The sequence below is a fragment of the Methanomicrobiales archaeon HGW-Methanomicrobiales-1 genome, from assembly GCA_002839675.1.
Taxonomy (GTDB): Archaea; Halobacteriota; Methanomicrobia; order Methanomicrobiales; family Methanospirillaceae; genus Methanoregula.
In genome coordinates, this window is sequence record PGYM01000002.1 from 265,499 (window position 1) to 282,387 (window position 16,889).

15 protein-coding genes are annotated in these 16,889 nt (G+C 48.5%); 14 read left to right on the forward strand and 1 reads right to left on the reverse strand.

The genetic code is table 11. The features are described from left to right. Nucleotides 1–12: 12 nt before the first annotated feature. On the forward strand, nucleotides 13–1,131 hold the full coding sequence (locus tag CVV30_07650) for a hypothetical protein (protein PKL69423.1): 1,119 nt from the start codon (nucleotides 13–15) through the stop codon (nucleotides 1,129–1,131). Nucleotides 1,132–1,146: 15 nt separating this feature from the next. Here CVV30_07650 and CVV30_07655 read toward each other — a convergent pair whose 3' ends face one another. Beyond that, the gene (locus CVV30_07655; GenBank protein PKL69424.1) at nucleotides 1,147–2,070 is read right to left on the reverse strand and encodes a site-specific DNA-methyltransferase; all 924 of its coding nucleotides are present in this window, start codon (nucleotides 2,068–2,070) and stop codon (nucleotides 1,147–1,149) included. Nucleotides 2,071–2,192: 122 nt separating this feature from the next. Between CVV30_07655 and CVV30_07660 the strand changes: the two genes are divergently transcribed. From CVV30_07660 to CVV30_07720, 13 genes are all read left to right on the forward strand, one after another. Next, a complete protein-coding gene (locus CVV30_07660; GenBank protein ID PKL69425.1) occupies nucleotides 2,193–2,924 on the forward strand; it encodes an ABC transporter ATP-binding protein in 732 nt (243 codons plus the stop codon). Beyond that, nucleotides 2,909–4,024: a hypothetical protein gene (locus CVV30_07665; protein PKL69426.1), complete on the forward strand. Its 1,116-nt coding sequence runs from the start codon at nucleotides 2,909–2,911 to the stop codon at nucleotides 4,022–4,024. The genes CVV30_07660 and CVV30_07665 overlap by 16 nt, the downstream gene beginning before the upstream one ends. Before the next feature lie 12 nt (nucleotides 4,025–4,036). Next, nucleotides 4,037–4,687 carry a protein-L-isoaspartate O-methyltransferase gene (locus tag CVV30_07670; GenBank protein ID PKL69427.1) on the forward strand — a complete coding sequence of 217 codons (651 nt, stop codon included), beginning with the start codon at nucleotides 4,037–4,039 and terminating at the stop codon, nucleotides 4,685–4,687. Between the two features lie 4 nt (nucleotides 4,688–4,691). Next, complete coding sequence (locus CVV30_07675) at nucleotides 4,692–5,294, forward strand: cyclase (GenBank protein ID PKL69776.1); 603 nt, start codon at nucleotides 4,692–4,694, stop codon at nucleotides 5,292–5,294. Between the two features lie 14 nt (nucleotides 5,295–5,308). After that, entirely contained in the window at nucleotides 5,309–5,920 is a 612-nt protein-coding gene (locus CVV30_07680) for a hypothetical protein (protein PKL69428.1), read from the forward strand. An 84-nt stretch (nucleotides 5,921–6,004) separates the two neighbouring features. Next, a complete protein-coding gene (locus tag CVV30_07685; GenBank protein ID PKL69429.1) occupies nucleotides 6,005–7,255 on the forward strand; it encodes a phosphoglucomutase in 1,251 nt (416 codons plus the stop codon). Between the two features lie 23 nt (nucleotides 7,256–7,278). After that, nucleotides 7,279–8,478: a glucose-1-phosphate thymidylyltransferase gene (locus CVV30_07690; protein PKL69430.1), complete on the forward strand. Its 1,200-nt coding sequence runs from the start codon at nucleotides 7,279–7,281 to the stop codon at nucleotides 8,476–8,478. Nucleotides 8,479–8,486: 8 nt separating this feature from the next. Beyond that, the gene (locus CVV30_07695; GenBank protein ID PKL69431.1) at nucleotides 8,487–9,641 is read left to right on the forward strand and encodes a nucleotidyl transferase; all 1,155 of its coding nucleotides are present in this window, start codon (nucleotides 8,487–8,489) and stop codon (nucleotides 9,639–9,641) included. Nucleotide 9,642: 1 nt separating this feature from the next. Next, nucleotides 9,643–11,388 (forward strand): glutamine--fructose-6-phosphate transaminase (isomerizing), encoded by a 1,746-nt coding sequence (gene glmS / locus CVV30_07700; protein ID PKL69432.1) that lies wholly within the window; start codon nucleotides 9,643–9,645, stop codon nucleotides 11,386–11,388. Then, nucleotides 11,385–11,987, forward strand: coding sequence for an N-acetyltransferase (locus tag CVV30_07705; protein PKL69433.1), 603 nt, complete (start codon nucleotides 11,385–11,387; stop codon nucleotides 11,985–11,987). The genes glmS and CVV30_07705 overlap by 4 nt, the downstream gene beginning before the upstream one ends. A 49-nt stretch (nucleotides 11,988–12,036) precedes the next feature. Continuing rightward, a complete protein-coding gene (locus CVV30_07710; protein PKL69434.1) occupies nucleotides 12,037–13,170 on the forward strand; it encodes a glycosyltransferase WbuB in 1,134 nt (377 codons plus the stop codon). Between the two features lie 65 nt (nucleotides 13,171–13,235). Continuing rightward, nucleotides 13,236–15,821 carry an oligosaccharyl transferase, archaeosortase A system-associated gene (locus tag CVV30_07715; protein PKL69435.1) on the forward strand — a complete coding sequence of 862 codons (2,586 nt, stop codon included), beginning with the start codon at nucleotides 13,236–13,238 and terminating at the stop codon, nucleotides 15,819–15,821. 74 nt (nucleotides 15,822–15,895) lie between these two features. Further along, nucleotides 15,896–16,873 (forward strand): histone deacetylase, encoded by a 978-nt coding sequence (locus tag CVV30_07720; protein PKL69436.1) that lies wholly within the window; start codon nucleotides 15,896–15,898, stop codon nucleotides 16,871–16,873. Nucleotides 16,874–16,889 lie beyond the last annotated feature (16 nt).

Below are 16,889 nucleotides of genomic sequence, written 5' to 3' on the forward strand. Positions count from 1 at the left end.
AGGGAAAGACCCATGTCAGGTAAAACAACCATTTTTTTCATAGGTTTTTTATTTGTTGTAGCCGTGGTGATATCGGCAGCATATTTAGGGGGACTGCTTCTGCCCCATGCATCAGTTGTTTCACCACATATCAGCCCATCATCCTCAGATTTATCGCCCATCATTTCAACGCATTCGTACCCATTTGAAAAGGAGATAATTACGATCACCGTACCAGTCAGCGATGCGGTGTACCAGGGTGCCAAACTTACCAATAAGGAAGTCACCATTTATGGAAACATCTCCGAAGAGATCTGGATTGCAGACAGTTACCGATCGATGGTAAACGATCCTGCACAGGAGGATCTTTACCGTGCCCTGACAGGTGAGTTCAAAAAGATCAAAGAAAGTAAAGGGCTTTCTGATGATGAATACCTCGAACTGATAACACTATATGTCCAGTCACTCCGATACGAGACACTCGCGGATAATCCGGCAAAATTTCCGGTTGAAACCGTTGTTGATGGATCCGGTGACTGCGATGACAAAAGCATGCTTCTCGCAGGACTTCTTTCCCATGAGAGTTACCGGGTTGCCCTGCTGTCGTTTGGGACTGAAACCCATATGGCACTGGGTGTCGCTGCCGATGAATTTCTCTATAAAAACACGACTTACACGTATATTGAAACAACAAATTTCTCATTTGTCGGCATTCCTGCAGATACACTCGGAGGAGGACGCTCACTGCAATCAAATCCTGTTATCATTCCCATTGGCAACGGCACGAAAATCTATACCAGCGGTGAGGAAAACCGCTCTATAAGTAATGCATACAACCATTCTGAACAGAGAGTCAGAAACCTGGAACCACAGATAAAGAGTCTTGAAGCGGATCTTACCCTGCGGCAGGAAAAGATCACTCAACTGGAATTACAGATGCAGAGCCTGAGGAGTTCAGGTAATATCCAGAATTACAATGCACAGGTTTCAGTACACAACGGGTTAGTATCTGATTATAATACACACCTGAGCAAATACAAGGCACTCTTCGCCCAATATGAAAATGCGGTTCATGTCCATAACTATATACTCGAACACAATTTCGACAGGCCTGGCGTCTATGCATATGTAAAACAGAATTGGTCGGAATGAAGAACGGATATTACTTCATTTTTCCTGCCTAAGATCTTTTATTGTTATAAGGGAGGGTAGGGGATTCCTATCGGAAATTTCTGGAGCAATATCCACTTCGGTTACCCGTTTCAGTGCCATAGCGCAATACTGTTCTGATACATCTATACCGATAAAACGCCGGCCTTGTTTCCGTGCAACAAGACTTGTCGTGCCAGCACCATTGAACGGATCAAGGATAATGTCGTTTTTGTACGAGAACAATTTCATCAGCCTCCGGGGCAGTTCTTCAGGAAACATGGCCGGATGTTCGTAATCTTTCATTCGTGTTTCCGGAGGAAATGACCACTTTCCGAGTACCCATTCCTTGAATTCATCGGCAGTGATATCGATATCTTCACGGTTGCCGGATTTCTTATGCGTTTCCTTGTCAAAGACTTCAATGAATTCCCATGTGTATTTGATGTAGGGCATAGAGGGGGATTTCCAGCTTCCCCAAGCCGTATATTTTGCATTGTAGTTGTTCTTCTCCCAGAGAAACTCCGCTTTCCAGAGAAGCCCGAGCCGGGCCAGCTGGCGAGAGATGATATGATGAGTGGGGACATAATCAGAAAAGAGCGGCTGGACATTTACGGCAATACGACCCCCCGGCTTGAGCACCCGCTCGCACTCTGTCCATACCTGCAGGAGCTTTTCGAAATACTCGTTCCACTCATGGGTATCATCATGGGAATCCTGCGCATAGGTGTGCCCGAAGTTGTAAGGTGGTGAAGTGATGATGAGATCGACACTCCGGTCCGGGATACGGGCAAGAATATCCTGTGCATCCCCGCAGAGGATACGGTTCACGAACGGGAGTATCTGCGGGGTTTCAGCGACAAAAAAAGACTTGTTGGCATGCTTTGATCCCTGCCTTACTTTTGCCTTGCCTTCCTTATCCTGAACTTTCTCCGATCTCATGCACTGTTATCCTGTGTGTAATTTACCATCAGTGTGTTAAAAGATACCGAAATCCCCTGCCGGTTTATAGCAATGTGAAAAGCGTTTAATGCAGCGATAGACATAATCTCTACGATTATTTTATGCTGCAGATCAAAAACTTGCATGTCAATGTCGGCGACAAAGAAGTTTTGCACGACATAAATCTCCAGATCAATGATGGGGAAACACATGTTCTGCTGGGCCCCAATGGATCCGGAAAGACAACACTTCTCATGACCGTTATGGGGTTTTCTAACTATATGGTAACAAAAGGGACGATTACCTATAATGGAAAAGATGTAACGAACATGCACGCCCACGAACGGGCAAAAAGCGGAATAGGCATGCTCTTCCAGCGTCCCCCCACAATTTCAGGATTAAAACTGGGAAAGATGCTTACCGCCATTTCCCGGACCAAGAAAGAAAATATTCTGGAACTGGCACAATCAGTCCATATGGACAAATTCCTGGAACGGGACATCAATAAGGGTTTTTCCGGCGGGGAGATCAAACGCAGCGAGGTGCTGCAGCTGATGATCCAGAACCCGGATTTTGTCATGCTCGATGAACCGGAGAGTGGAGTCGATCTGGAGAATATTTCCCTTATTGGCACCAACATTGGCAAACTTCTCGAAAAAGACAAACACCTCGCCGACAGGAGAAAAAGCGGGCTTGTCATTACCCATACCGGATATATTCTCGACTACCTTGATGCCGATAAAGGTCATGTGATGTGCGACGGGCAGATACGGTGTCATGGTAATCCCCGTGAAATCATAAAGGAGATCAAACAGCGCGGATACAAGGAGTGCCTCGAATGCCGTCACGCATAACTACCCCCGATCTTTCAAAAGACGACCAGGAGCGACTTGCCCAGTCGGGTATGGATCTCAGCATGACGAACCGGTGCGGCAGCTTCCTCCAGATGGATCAGGATGTTGTTCATGCGGAGTGCTCACAGGAAGGTATCGAAGTCCTTTCCTATGCCAAGGCATTTGAAAAATACCCGTGGATGAAGGATTATAACTGGAAGTTAGTCACTCCTGATAAAGACGAAATCACAAAATACGTTGCCGCACAAAAAAAACCCCAGGGCTACGTAATTATTGCCCATAAGGGGTCGAGCAATATCCTTCCCATACAGGCATGCCTGTATCTCGGTAAAGAGCAGATCCAGCATGTCCATAATATCATCATCGCAGAAGAGGGCGCTGAACTCCATATCATATCCGGCTGTACAAGCAGTGCTCATGTCGGTAAAGGCGGTGCACATTATGGCATCTCTGAATTCTATGTGAAAAAGGATGCAAAGATCAGCTTCACGATGATCCACAACTGGAGCGAAAATATTGAAGTCTACCCCAGAAGCGCCACAGTTGTCGAGGAGAACGGGGTATTTCTTTCCAATTATGTCTGCATGCAACCGGTAAAAAAAGTGCAGATGTACCCGACCGCAACACTCAAAGGCGCGAACTCGGTTGCCCGTTTCAGCAGCATCGTAATTGCCACTCCGGGTTCACTGATGGATCTCGGATCCCGTGCGATTCTTGAAGGAGTCGGTGCAAGCGCTGAACTGATCACGCGTGCCATCACCAAGGGAGGAACGATCATTTCACGGGGTCACATCAACGGCAAGACTGCCGGTACCCGCGGGCACCTCGAATGCAAAGGCCTGATCTTAAAAGATGGTGTCATCTACGCAATTCCAGAGATCGAGGGATCGGTCGTTGGCACCGAGCTTTCCCACGAAGCAGCAGTTGGAAAACTTGCAAAGGATGAGATCGAATACCTCATGTCCCGGGGACTTGACGAGGATGAAGCAACCGCGACCATTATTCGTGGATTCCTCGATGTGAAGATCAATGGTCTGCCGGAAGCACTCCAGAAACAGATTGATGCCTCCATTGATGTGGCGGAGAAGTCCGGATTCTAAAATCTAGCACATATGTCTCCCTATCCACGAGCTGAAGAGCGGTGCAGGATGGTGGAACGCCAGATCGAAGCCCGGGGCATCCACAACCCCCGCGTACTTGCAGCTATGCGGGAAATTCCACGCCACTTTTTTATCCCTCCACCCTATGATCAATCTGCATACGAGGATAATCCACTCCCGATTGGGAATGGGCAAACCATTTCACAGCCATATATCGTTGCGTTAATGACAGAACTGCTCCGCCCGGAACCTTCCGATAATGTCCTTGAGATTGGAGCGGGAAGCGGGTACCAGGCAGCGATTCTGTCCCGGCTTGTACACCGGTTAACCACCATGGAGCGGATATCAGCAGTAGCAATTCTTGCCCGGAATAATCTGAAATTATTAGGGATCGGGAATGTTGAGGTCATTGAAGGGGATGGAACGCAGGGATATCTGCAGAATGCCCCGTATAATGGAATCATAATTACCGCAGCAACGCCCGAAATTCCCCGAATGCTGACGGACCAGCTCGCGGACAGAGGAAGGCTGGTAGCCCCGGTAGGTGGACGCGATATCCAGGAACTGGTGACACTTGAAAAACAGGGTAACAGACTGATTCCAGAATACCACGGGGGAGTCAGGTTTGTACCTCTCATAGGGAAGCATGGCTGGGAGAACTGAAAAAATGGAAATTTTTGATATAACGCGACCCCTTTCCGCTGAAACACTGGTGTACCCCGGGGACAGCGAACCGTCCTTCAAACAGCGGGATGAAGGGAAGTACCTGATCAGTGACCTGCACATGAGTACCCACACGGGTACCCACATCGATGCACCGGTTCACTACCTCAAATCCGGTGATACAATCGATACCATTCCCCTCATCAATCTGATTGGCAGCTGCCGGGTGGTGGATGTGAGCAGTGCGGGAAGTACCATTACTGCAGGACACTTAGACGGAAAACTGGACAATATTACCAGAATCCTGCTCAAAACGTCTTTTTCCGGGCACCATCAATTCGTGGAGGATTATCCTTCCCTGTCTTTTGATGCGGCACATCTCATTACGAATAAGGGGATTTGCTGTATCGGGATTGACTCCCCCTCCATCGAATCCTATCACTGCGATGGTTCGGTTCACCGGGAACTTCTTGGAAAAGGATGTATTATCATAGAACTTCTTGACCTGTCAACAGTACCTGAAGGGGATTACGATATGATCGCACTGCCCCTGCGCCTCAAGGGACTTGATGGATCCCCGGCACGCGTTGTGCTCATGAAAACTTAAAAAAAGGGATTATTATGGATATTCTCATCGACTCGGTCAACAAACTTGAAACTATTCTTGAGCACAGCGGATGTGAAGAGGTTGGCGTACTTCTGGACGTGAATCCGGATGCGGTGAACTGCCAGTTCGAAAGGGGTGCATGCATGACTGCATCGTTTGGGGGAAGGAGTGCGGAATTCGTGACCAGTGATCCAATCCGGGCCCAGACAAAAATTTCATTTATGTTCGGAGCTCCCCTCGATACTCCGCCCGTAAGGAGTGCAGCATGTGCAATGATCAATGTGGCTACGGGTTTTTTCTGCCTCTCACGTGTTCTTCACGCATGCCCGGGATCACGACATGCAGACTGTATGAAGGAACTCAGCGCGGTTATTCAGGGTAAAAAAATACTGTGTGTCGGGAGTATTCCGGCAATTGAAAATGCATTCCCTTCGTATATTGTCACCAATGACAAGGATGCAGATCTGGTTCTGGTCAATGCAGAAGGTATAACCGACCCGGGACTGGGAGACCTGATCGCAGAATGCAAAGATACAAAACGCATTATCTGTCTCGGGCCTTCAACCGCCGGGGTTGCCCGGCTCCAGCAGCTAGAACACTGGTGTCCATATGGAACGAGCGTGTAAATCCTTAACACAACTCCATTAGTCGTCCGTACTCGGGGCCATAGAAGGGTAAAACTCTTGTTACCAGCATCCCAATTATTTCTCATGCTTTTTGGGTCATCGGGGATTCGAAGAAAATTTGACCAGACACTGGTCGATATCGCATTAAAAGCAGGATCTGTGCTTGCCACTGAGTCTTCAGACTGTATTGTCGGCATGGACACCCGCACAACAAGCCCCCTGCTCGCGCACCTGGTTGTATCCGGTATAATAGGGGGTGGCGGGACAGCGCATGTTACCGGCATTGTCCCGACACCATCGGTTGCATTCAGTACCCGCAATGCAAAAGCCGGCAGTATGATCACCGCCTCGCATAACCCAGAAGAATATAATGGCCTGAAACTGTTCAATCCCGATGGCTCATCCTTTACCCTTGCACAGCAGGCAGATATGGAAAGGCGCCTGCAAACGCCACTATGGGCAGACTGGCAACACCAGGGAGACGTGAAGTCATTTGATGCCATCACCCCCCATAAAAAAGCAATTCTTGATCTTATCAGTATCAAACAGGATCTGCCTGTTGTTGTTGATTGCGGGAACGGTGCGGGATGCACACTTACACCATCACTTCTTGCGGATGCAGGTGCAAAAACCACCTGCATCAATTGCGATACCTCCGGGCATTTTGCCCGGCCCTCTGAACCGCTCAAAGAACATCTCGGCTACCTGGGAGATATGGTTAAAAAAACCCAATCCGCCTGTGCAGTTGTTCATGACGGGGATGCAGACCGGATGATGGCATTCGATAACAAGGGGCGCTTTATCGATGGGGATCACCTCCTCATGCTCTTTGCCCAGTATCTCGATGCAAAAAAGGTCGTTACAACAAGTGATGCTTCAATGCTCATTGAGAGTATTGCAGACGTCCGGCGTACTCCGGTTGGGGACTCCTATGTATCTGAAGAACTCCGGAAATGGGGAGATTTCGGGGGTGAACCATCAGGCGCATGGATCTTCCCGAAGATCTCTCTCTGTCCTGATGGCCCTTACGCAGCAGCACTCTTTTGCGAAATTGCATCCGAATGGGATGTCGCATCTTCGCTTGATAAGATGCCAGCTTACCCGATACTACGGGAGTCATTCGTGCACGAATCTGCACGAGAGATTGTATCTTCGCTCGGTGCTTCAAACCCGACAGATGGTATCCGGGTAGCTGATGAAGACGGCTGGTACCTGATCCGGGCAAGTGGAACCGAACCGAAGATCCGTATCACTGCTGAAGGAAAGTCACTGCAGAAAGCAAAGGAGATGCTTTCAATAGGACGTGACAGGCTGAAACAGGGGAAAACTGCTTAAATGTTGTAAGAGGAGCTGTACGTATGGAATGTGTTGTGCTCGCCGCAGGAGAGGGAAAACGGATGCGTCCCCTCACGGCGAAGCGCCCGAAAGTGATGCTCCCGCTCGCTAACCGCCCCATGATGGAGCACCTCGTCCTTGCAGCTCGTGACGCGGGTATAACCGATTTTGTTTTTGTTGTTGGCTATGGGGAAAGAGAGATCCGAAAGTATTTTGGCGATGGTTCTGCCTGGGGCATTCATATCGCGTATGCTGCCCAGCGACACCAGCACGGGACTGCTGATGCCGTCCGGTCAGCACGGGATCTTGTAACAGGACCGTTTCTTCTCTTAAACGGGGATATGATCCTTAAAACAGGCGATATTGCAAACTTGTGCAGCCAGCCAGCTCCCTGCATGGGTATCAGTACAACCGATCATCCCGGAGATTATGGGGTGATTCTCGAGGAAGGGGGTTATGTCACTTCGCTCGAAGAGAAATCAAAACAGCCAAAATCCAACCTCATTAACGCCGGGGCATATCTTTTCTCTCAGGAGATCTTCGATCTCATCGATCAGGTACAGTTATCTTCAAGAGGTGAACTTGAACTCACCGATGCATTTACCGGGTTAATTGCGGAAAAAAAATTAAAAGCCTACTGCCTGTCCTACTGGATGGACGTCGGGCACCCGTGGGATATGCTTGATGCCAATACTACCCTGATGGCAACTCTTGATTCCGGTAATGCCGGGGTTGTTGAAGAAGGAGTGTTCCTTCAGGGTTCTGTTGATATTGGAAAAGGGAGTGTCATAAAATCGGGAACTTATATTGAGGGACCCTGCATCATCGGGAAAAATTGCCGTATAGGTCCTCATGCATATATTCGGGGGGCGACGAGCATCGGCGATGACTGCCATATCGGGCATTGCTCTGAGATAAAAAATTCTATCATCATGAGTGGGACCAAAATCCCCCACTTCAACTATATCGGGGATTCTGTGATTGGATCTAGCTGTAACTTTGGAGCAGGGACCAAACTCGCAAACCTCCGGCATGATCATGGGAATGTCAAAGTATGCGGAAAAGATACGCGAAGGAAAAAATTCGGGGCAGTTATTGGAGACGAGGTCCAGTTTGGCATCAACTGCTCCATCAACGTTGGTTCAATGATAGGGAGCGGAGCACATTTTGCGCCCAATTCATCGATTGAAGGATGCATCGGAGATAAAGCGATAATCCGTTAGGTGAAAAAATGCAAGCCGTCATTTTAGCAGCAGGAGAGGGAAAACGGGTGCGCCCGCTCACGAGGAGCCGCCCTAAAGCGATGATTCCGGTGGCAAACCGGCCTATTATCGAATACGTAATCGAAGCACTATTGAAAAATGGCATACGCGACATTATCGTCGTCGTTGGGTACAGAAAAGAGCAGGTGACCCGTTTTTTGAACCAGCTCGATATACCCATAGATGTGGTTGTCCAGACCAAGCAGCTTGGCACTGCACACGCCCTTTTATGTGCGGAATCAAAAATTTCCGGGGATTTTCTTGTCCTGCCCGGAGATAATTACATAGATCCGCAATCAATCGCAAAAATAAAAGATACTCCCAATGCGATGCTGGTAAAAGAACATCCCAATCCTTCGAATTTCGGAGTTGTTACGCTGGAAGACGGATGTGTAACCCACATAATCGAGAAGCCGGAGCATGCCCCCAGTTTCATGGTGAGTACCGGAATTTATTCCCTCAAAAAGGATTTTTTCACCAAAATACACGGAAATGATATAACAGACGTAATATCCCTGATGATCAATGAGGGGGAGAGGGTGCGGGCAATCCCTGCAGATGACTGGCAGGATGCAATCTTTGCATGGGATCTCCTCAAGATGAACCGGCGTCTTCTGAGCACATTGCCACCTGCACGAGAGGGCACTGCAAGCAGGCAGACCATTATACAAGGGGCAGTCAAGATCGGGAAGGGCACATCAATAGGTCCCAACACTATCATCACCGGGCCGGTTTTTATTGGAAATGATTGCACCATAGGTCCGAACTGTTGTATACTGCCCAACACCAGCATTGGTTCCCGGGTCACCATCGAACCTTTTACCTCAATAGGCAACACCCTGATCATGGACGATTCCATGATAGGATCACATTCACTGATCATGGATACGGTTCTCGGAGAGCGGTGTACTCTTGCGGATCATACCTCTGCAAGTCCGGCGAGTGGTCTTCTGGAGATTGAAGGCTGCGTGACACGATCGGAATTCGGAGCAATCTTTGGAGATAGTGTAAAAGGCGGATCGTTTTCCCTCTATCATAACAGCATTATCGGAAACAATGTAACTATTGAGGAACAGGGCTGTCTTAAATCCCGGAACATTCCGGACGGCTCACTGGTGATGTAACGTGTGCGGTATTGTCGGGTATGTCGGCAGGAGAGAGGCTGCACCCCTGATCGTTGAAGGGCTGAAAAAACTCGAATACCGGGGATACGATTCATTCGGTGTGGCAACCATCGGAAAGTCTATTGAACTGGATAAGCACAAGGGAAGAATATCCGAAAACACCCATTCGGCGTTACGTCTGAAAGGAAAGATTGGCATTGGCCACACCCGTTGGGCAACCCATGGTATTCCCAATGATATCAACGCCCATCCCCATCTGGACTGCTCCGGTACTATTGCCCTTGTCCACAATGGAATTATTGAAAATTATGCAGAGTTAAAAAGGCAACTCAAAACACGGGGACATACATTTCGTTCAGAAACGGACACCGAAGTAATCGTTCACCTTATAGAAGAGGAATATGGAAAGAATAAAGACCTGCTCCTTGCAGTCCAGACAGTTGTCCCGAAACTTGAAGGATCCTATGCCCTGCTTGTTATCGCAAATAATGAAGAGCAGATGATCGTGGCCCGTAATGCAAGTCCACTGGTTATCGGAATAGGAGATGGGGAGAACTTTGCTGCGTCGGATATGACTCCCATACTCGAACACACCGAACGTGCCATGTTTCTTGAAGATGGGGATATTGCTACCATGAGCCAGGCGGAGGTAACGATATACAACCAAGGTAGGGTTGTAAAACGTCCTCTGGAACTCATAGACTGGTCACTTGAAGATGTTAAAAAAGGCGGGTTTGCCCATTATATGCTCAAAGAGATCTATGAGCAGCCCCAGGCATTCTACAACACCATCCGTGCAGTAAATGCCGAAACCCTTCTGGATTATATCCGTCATCCCGCATCCGTCACCGTTGTTGCCTGCGGCTCTTCATATCATACCGGGCTTATCTTTAAGTATCTCCTTGAAGAGTCCTGCAGGATTCCAGTCCGGCTTGAATTTGCATCAGAATTCAAATATTATCCACCCCCCGTAGAAGGGCTGGTTATCGGGATCACCCAATCCGGTGAAACTGCCGATACCCTTACCGCACTCAAACAGGCAAAGACCCACAACTGCAGAACCCTTGCAATCACCAATATTTTAGGAAGCAGTGTGAGCCGGATTGCGGATGCAACTATATTCATGCGGGCAGGACCCGAGATCAGTGTTGCTGCAACGAAATCATTTATCGGCCAGCTTGCCGTGCTGATGCAGATCGTCAACACTATCTCTCACCAAAAGTGCAATGACATGCTCCTGCATGCCCACCAGGCGATCGAAGAGACCCTGTTGATAGATCTTACTGAAGCGGTCTCTGTTTGTACCGGTGCAAAAGATATTTTTTATGTGGGTCGCGGCCCGTTTTACGCAGTGGCACTCGAAGGGGCCCTCAAGATGAAAGAGATCTCGTACATCCATGCCGAAGGATATGCAGCAGGGGAACTCAAACACGGTCCTTTTGCCCTTCTTTCACCCGACACCCCGGTTATTGCACTCTGCACACCCGGAGACACCTACGGGGTGATGATCTCCAACATCAAAGAGATGAAAGCGCGGGGGGCACCCGTGATAGCTGTGGGTAGCGAGGGAGATAGTGAACTTCCCGACATCGTTGATATTTTCATTCCGATTCCCCGCACAGCCCCCTTTGTTCAGGTGCTCACCAGCCTTGTGGTCCTCCAGCTTCTCGCATATTATACAGCAGTTGCACTGGGGCGGGATGTCGATAAACCCAGAAACCTGGCAAAGAGCGTGACGGTCGAATGATTGAGTATGGCATTAATTGTCTAGGTCCCGATGCACAGATATTCGAACCGGTGACCCTTGGATTTCCCTCACGGGAAAAAATGCAAAAAACCGGTTTTACCGGCACTAAAATTGGGAAAAATGCGGTGATTCGATCAGGGACCATTATCTATTGCGATGTAATCGCAGGGGATTTTTTCCAGACAGGTCATAACGTAGTGATTCGCGAAGAGACACGGATCGGCGATCGGGTTTCCATCGGTACAGCAACGGTGATAGATGGTCACACCACCATTGGAGATGATGTTAGCCTTCAAAGCCGGGTATACATACCAACCAATACCCGGATAGGGAATCATGTTTTTATCGGGCCGAATGCAATCTTCACAAACGACCGGTATCCCCCGAGCCGGATTGGCGGACTGACCGGCCCAGAGGTCATGGATGGTGCGGCCATTGGGGCAAATGCCACCTTATTGCCGGGAGTGTGTATTGGAGAGGGCGCATTTGTTGCTGCCGGCGCTATCGTGACCCGGAATGTCCCCGCTTACATGATGGCAATTGGTGCACCGGCAAAGATCAGGGAATTACCTAAATTGATGAACTCTGACACAAAGTAATTTGTACAACCAGCAAATCACTTTCTGAATTAGAACTACCGGACACCTCATGAAAATTCTTCTCGTATCAACACAGGACTATATCCATCATCCCATACCTTCACGGCACCATTACATATTCGAAGAACTGGCCCGCCGTCACGAGGTACATGTTGCCCACTTCCATGTCAGCCGGGGGGATACACGCCCCACCCGCCTCATCGTCGAAGAAGCTACACAATTCCCCCTTACCAGTCCGCTATTACATTATACACTCAATGCACCGTATCATTTCCATATATTCAATAAAATTATCCGGGAACAGGGCATAGATGTCGTCGTCGCTGCCCATGTCCTCGCCGGCACAGCAGTCATTCATGCAGCAAAAAAATACCAGGTGCCGGTCGTATTTGATCTCAAGGACTGGTTCCCGGATTCCGCTGCTGCATATTTCAAGAACAGCATTATCCAGGAAACGGTCAGAAAAAGTGTCTGGGCAATTACGAAAAGGAACCTTTCCAATAGCGACAAAATCACTACGGTCTCGCCTTCACTTGTCGAAAAACTCAAAAAACACGGGTTTTCGGCGGATCTGATAACAAACGGTGTGGATACCGATATATTCAAGCCGATGAATGGTGCAGAAAAACGAAAGGAACTCGGTTTTACCGCAGATGATTTTATCATTGGCTTCTGCGGAAGCATTGAACGCTGGTATGCTATTGATGAGATGATCAGGGCTCTTCCAGAGTTGATCCGATACCATCCATCCACAAAAATGCTGGTGGTTGGAGGTTCCCTGTTCACCGATTACAAAGCAGAACTTCAGGAACTCGCTGCGGGATTGAATGTCTCAGATCGTGTTGTTTTTACCGGGACCAAACCCTACCGCGAGCTCCCGGAATATATCGCCTGCATGGATGTCTGCACTATCCCCCTCTCGCCACCCCAATGGGGAGATATTGCACTCCCCAACAAATTCTTTGAATATTCAGCCTGCGGAAAACCAATCCTGATGCGACCAATCCCTGATGTAACCCGCATAGGAGGACCCAATTTGTGTGTCTACCGGACGCAGGAAGATTACATAGCAGAGATTAAAGCCATCATGGATAACCCGGTGAATTTTTCGATTGATCTGAAAAATTATAGCTGGAAAGAAAAAGCACGCCAGTTTGAGACCCTTTTACAGTCGATTGCCTGATGCATTTATCCATATTTATTAATGATCGCAACTTAAAAACTACTTACTTAAGAAAGGTTGACCTTATGGTATTTTTTGATCTGAAAAACCGCCGGACATATCTGATCTTCGGCCTTGTTGCCCTGTTCTCGCTCTTTGCCCTCTGGCTTCGTCTCATCCCGATGTTCATGATGGGGAATACGGATATCCTGACAATGGTCGGAAGTGATGATCCACTCTATAACCTGCGCCAGGTTGAACAGATGCTTTCCAATAATCTTGCCTATGCCTGGTTTGATCCCATGACCCAGTATCCCTCAGGTTCAATGGTTTACTGGGGCCCCCTCTTTCCCATGATCATAGCCATCGGCTGTATGATTGCAGGTGCGACAACACGGCCGGAGATCATTGGAGTGGGTCTTGTGATTCCCGCCATAATGGCAGCAGCAATTGTCGTAATCATGTACGGGGTAGGAAAGACCTGCGGCGACTGGAAGACGGGACTCATGGCATCCGGATTTACCGCAATAGTTACCGGGCAGTTCTTCTACCGATCCTTATACGGGTATATGGATCACCATATCGCAGAAGTCCTCTTTTCCACCCTCTTCTGCCTGTTCTATATGTATACCCTCCATTCAGAGAAAGAGACAATAATAGATCTGAAAAATATTCACACCTACAAAAAAACAGTCATATTCTCCGCTTTGGCGGGCATTGCGTACCTGCTTGGCCTCTTTGTGATGCCAACAATGATCCTTTTTGCGATGATTGCGGGATTATTTACGGTAGTTCAGTTCATTATTGATGTTCACAAAAAAAGGACAAGTGAGTATCTTGTCATCATCAATTTAGTAATATTTGCTATTGCTTCACTGGGGCTTTTTTTATTTGGTTTCAAAGACCCCGGTGTGAATCTTTCCACATATTCAATCGGGCATATCTACGCATATCTTGGCCTGATCGTTGGTACAGGTGTGCTCTATCTTATTGCCCGGTACTTCAAAGGAAGAGAATGGTATTACTTCCCTGCAACGCTTCTTGGATGCGGGATCTTTTTTGCCCTGGCCCTGTTTGTCGTCAGTCCCGCCCTCTTTAACCTGCTGATCGCATCTTTCTTCGCATTCTTCGGGCAGGCCCCGGTCACCAATACGGTCCAGGAAGCACGGGGTTGGGCACTTGAGAGTGCATGGATGACCTATAATTACGGCCTTATCCTGATGGTCGGCGGGATCCTGGTCATGGCGTATAACAACCTGCGGGACGAGCATCCCGAACAGGTATTCGCACTGGTCTGGTCGCTTATCATGCTCTTTTCTACCTGGCAGCATGTCAGGTACGAATATTACCTTGCTGTAAATGTCGCTCTCCTCTCGGCGGTCTGTGTAAGTTTTGTGTGGGCAAAAGGGAGGGGCGATATCAACCAGATTGTATCCGGTTTCTCCAAAGACACAGATAATCAAGAACCAGTGGATGATACCACTCCACGAAGTAAAAAAACAAAAAAACCCACGAAAAAAAGTGCAGCGCATTCCCAATCCAATTACCTCATGATGGGATTGATAGTGATCATCGCCGGTTTGGGAATATTATTTGCCTATACTTCAGTGTCATACAGTTATTCAAATGCTGTAAACAACCCTATCAACATGAATCCGGATTGGCGCGAATCCCTTGACTGGATGGGGAACAACACACCGGATACCGGAGTGAATTATTATACTATTTTTGATCCAAAGACCTTCAAATACCCTGAAGGATCCTATGGCGTCATGTCCTGGTGGGACTATGGGCATATGATTACCTATATCTCTAAACGAATCCCTAACTCCAACCCATTCCAGGCGGGAGTGACAGGAGATACGGGAGCTGCTGCATACTTCATATCCACATCAGAGGACACGTCCAATGGCATCCTTGATCACCTTGGCACCCGGTACGTCATCACCGATATCGAGATGGACACCGGAAAGTTCTGGGCAATGACAACATGGTATAACAGCACGCTTGCCAACACCCCTTACCAGATGACGCTGCTTACACCCGGGCAGAACAATCCCAACAGTTATGAACCCGTCCTGTTGAACTCGGAGTCCTATTACCATACAACGATATCCCGGCTCCATAACTTTGACGGCTCCCTGACCCCCGCTTCGAAGTTATACTATGTCGAATATGCAGATCCGGAAATCACCCAGATGTCATTGCCGGTAATGACGGATGCTAAAGCAACGAACGCCACAGAAGCAAAACGCCTTGTTGATGAGTATAACCGCAAAGCACCTGCCGGATATCACGCAGTCGCACTGAGTCCTGTAATAACCCTCCCGATAGATACCGTTCCGGCACTGCGTCACTACCGTCTCGTGCATGAATCCCCCAGCAATGTCTTCAATACAAAGACACCGGATGTAAAGTACGTGAAAGTCTTTGAATACGTCAAAGGAGCCCATATCAAGGGAGACGGAATTATCGAAGTCCCGGTAATTTCCAATACGGGCAGGGAATTCACCTACCGGCAGGAGAGTATCAACGGTGAATTCATTGTACCATACGCCACGACAGGAAATCCGTACGATGTAAAGACTGCTGGAAAATACACCGTTATCAGCAGCGGAAAGCAATATGAAGTCCCGGAATCTGCAGTCATGCAGGGAACGGTTATCCAGTAATTCCCGTCAATTTTTTTTTCGTTTAAAAGCCAATCATTTTCAAAGATTGGAAATAATAGTACCGATCAGCAATTATGGTCAGGTGTTCCGCAATTACCGGGGATATTTTCGCCCGGCATGAGATCGAAACCCATGATGAGAGCAGTGCCCGCCTGGATGCAGCGTGTTCAGGATTACCAGAGGGCATACCGACCATTAAACCGGGCATTGCAGCCGAAGAAGATATTCTTCGCGTCCATACCCGTTCACATGTCAATATGATACGCGAATTTTCTTCGCACGGGGGACAGCATTTCATTGACCAGAGCACCTATGTCAACGGGGAGTCATTCGAGGTCGCTTCCTTTGCAACCGGTGCTACGATCGAAGCGGTGCACCGTTCAATCGATGGCGAACATTGTTTTGCCCTTGTCCGCCCTCCAGGGCATCACGCAGAGCCGGACAGGGCGATGGGATTCTGTATTTTTAATAATGCGGCGATTGCAGCATCTGTTGCTCTTGACCGGGTTGATCGCATCGCTATTATTGACTGGGATCTTCATCACGGAAACGGGACACAAAAGATCTTTTACCAAGACGATCGGGTGCTCTATTGCTCCATCCACCAGGGGAATATTTTTCCCCATACCGGCTGGGTAGATGAGATCGGTTCAGGGAACGGAAAAGGGTATACCATCAATGCACCCCTGCGATCAGGATCAACTATTGCAGATTACCGGTGCGTCTTTGAGCGGGTATTCATCCCCGCACTTGAACGGTTCAGGCCGGATGCAGTAATCATCTCTGCGGGCCAGGATGCGCTCTCAGATGACCCGAAAAGCGGTATGCTGTTATGTCCTGGGGATTTTGGCACATTGACCCAAATGGTGCGGGATGCAACAGAACATCCTCTCGCATTAGTCCTTGAAGGGGGATATGGCCCTTCACATGGCGATGCCATCGCAGCCATATTCTCTGCCCTCAACGGATCATCCAATCCTTCAGAATCAAAGGGAGAACCGCACAGAACGACACTGGAGATTGTTGCTGCACTCAATAACCTGACAACCTGATCCGGGTGCGGGCACG

What these genes read in the sequence shown, in the direction of transcription:
- CVV30_07670 (PKL69427.1), top strand. Translation starts at nt 4,037, where the DNA reads ATGTCTCCCTATCCACGAGCTGAAGAGCGGTGCAGGATGGTGGAACGC.
- CVV30_07660 (PKL69425.1), top strand. Translation starts at nt 2,193, where the DNA reads ATGCTGCAGATCAAAAACTTGCATGTCAATGTCGGCGACAAAGAAGTT.
- CVV30_07695 (PKL69431.1), top strand. Translation starts at nt 8,487, where the DNA reads ATGCAAGCCGTCATTTTAGCAGCAGGAGAGGGAAAACGGGTGCGCCCG.
- CVV30_07650 (PKL69423.1), top strand. Translation starts at nt 13, where the DNA reads ATGTCAGGTAAAACAACCATTTTTTTCATAGGTTTTTTATTTGTTGTA.
- CVV30_07655 (PKL69424.1), bottom strand. Translation starts at nt 2,070, where the DNA reads ATGAGATCGGAGAAAGTTCAGGATAAGGAAGGCAAGGCAAAAGTAAGG.
- CVV30_07690 (PKL69430.1), top strand. Translation starts at nt 7,279, where the DNA reads ATGGAATGTGTTGTGCTCGCCGCAGGAGAGGGAAAACGGATGCGTCCC.
- CVV30_07680 (PKL69428.1), top strand. Translation starts at nt 5,309, where the DNA reads ATGGATATTCTCATCGACTCGGTCAACAAACTTGAAACTATTCTTGAG.
- CVV30_07705 (PKL69433.1), top strand. Translation starts at nt 11,385, where the DNA reads ATGATTGAGTATGGCATTAATTGTCTAGGTCCCGATGCACAGATATTC.
- CVV30_07720 (PKL69436.1), top strand. Translation starts at nt 15,896, where the DNA reads ATGGTCAGGTGTTCCGCAATTACCGGGGATATTTTCGCCCGGCATGAG.
- CVV30_07665 (PKL69426.1), top strand. Translation starts at nt 2,909, where the DNA reads ATGCCGTCACGCATAACTACCCCCGATCTTTCAAAAGACGACCAGGAG.
- CVV30_07710 (PKL69434.1), top strand. Translation starts at nt 12,037, where the DNA reads ATGAAAATTCTTCTCGTATCAACACAGGACTATATCCATCATCCCATA.
- CVV30_07675 (PKL69776.1), top strand. Translation starts at nt 4,692, where the DNA reads ATGGAAATTTTTGATATAACGCGACCCCTTTCCGCTGAAACACTGGTG.
- CVV30_07715 (PKL69435.1), top strand. Translation starts at nt 13,236, where the DNA reads ATGGTATTTTTTGATCTGAAAAACCGCCGGACATATCTGATCTTCGGC.
- CVV30_07685 (PKL69429.1), top strand. Translation starts at nt 6,005, where the DNA reads ATGCTTTTTGGGTCATCGGGGATTCGAAGAAAATTTGACCAGACACTG.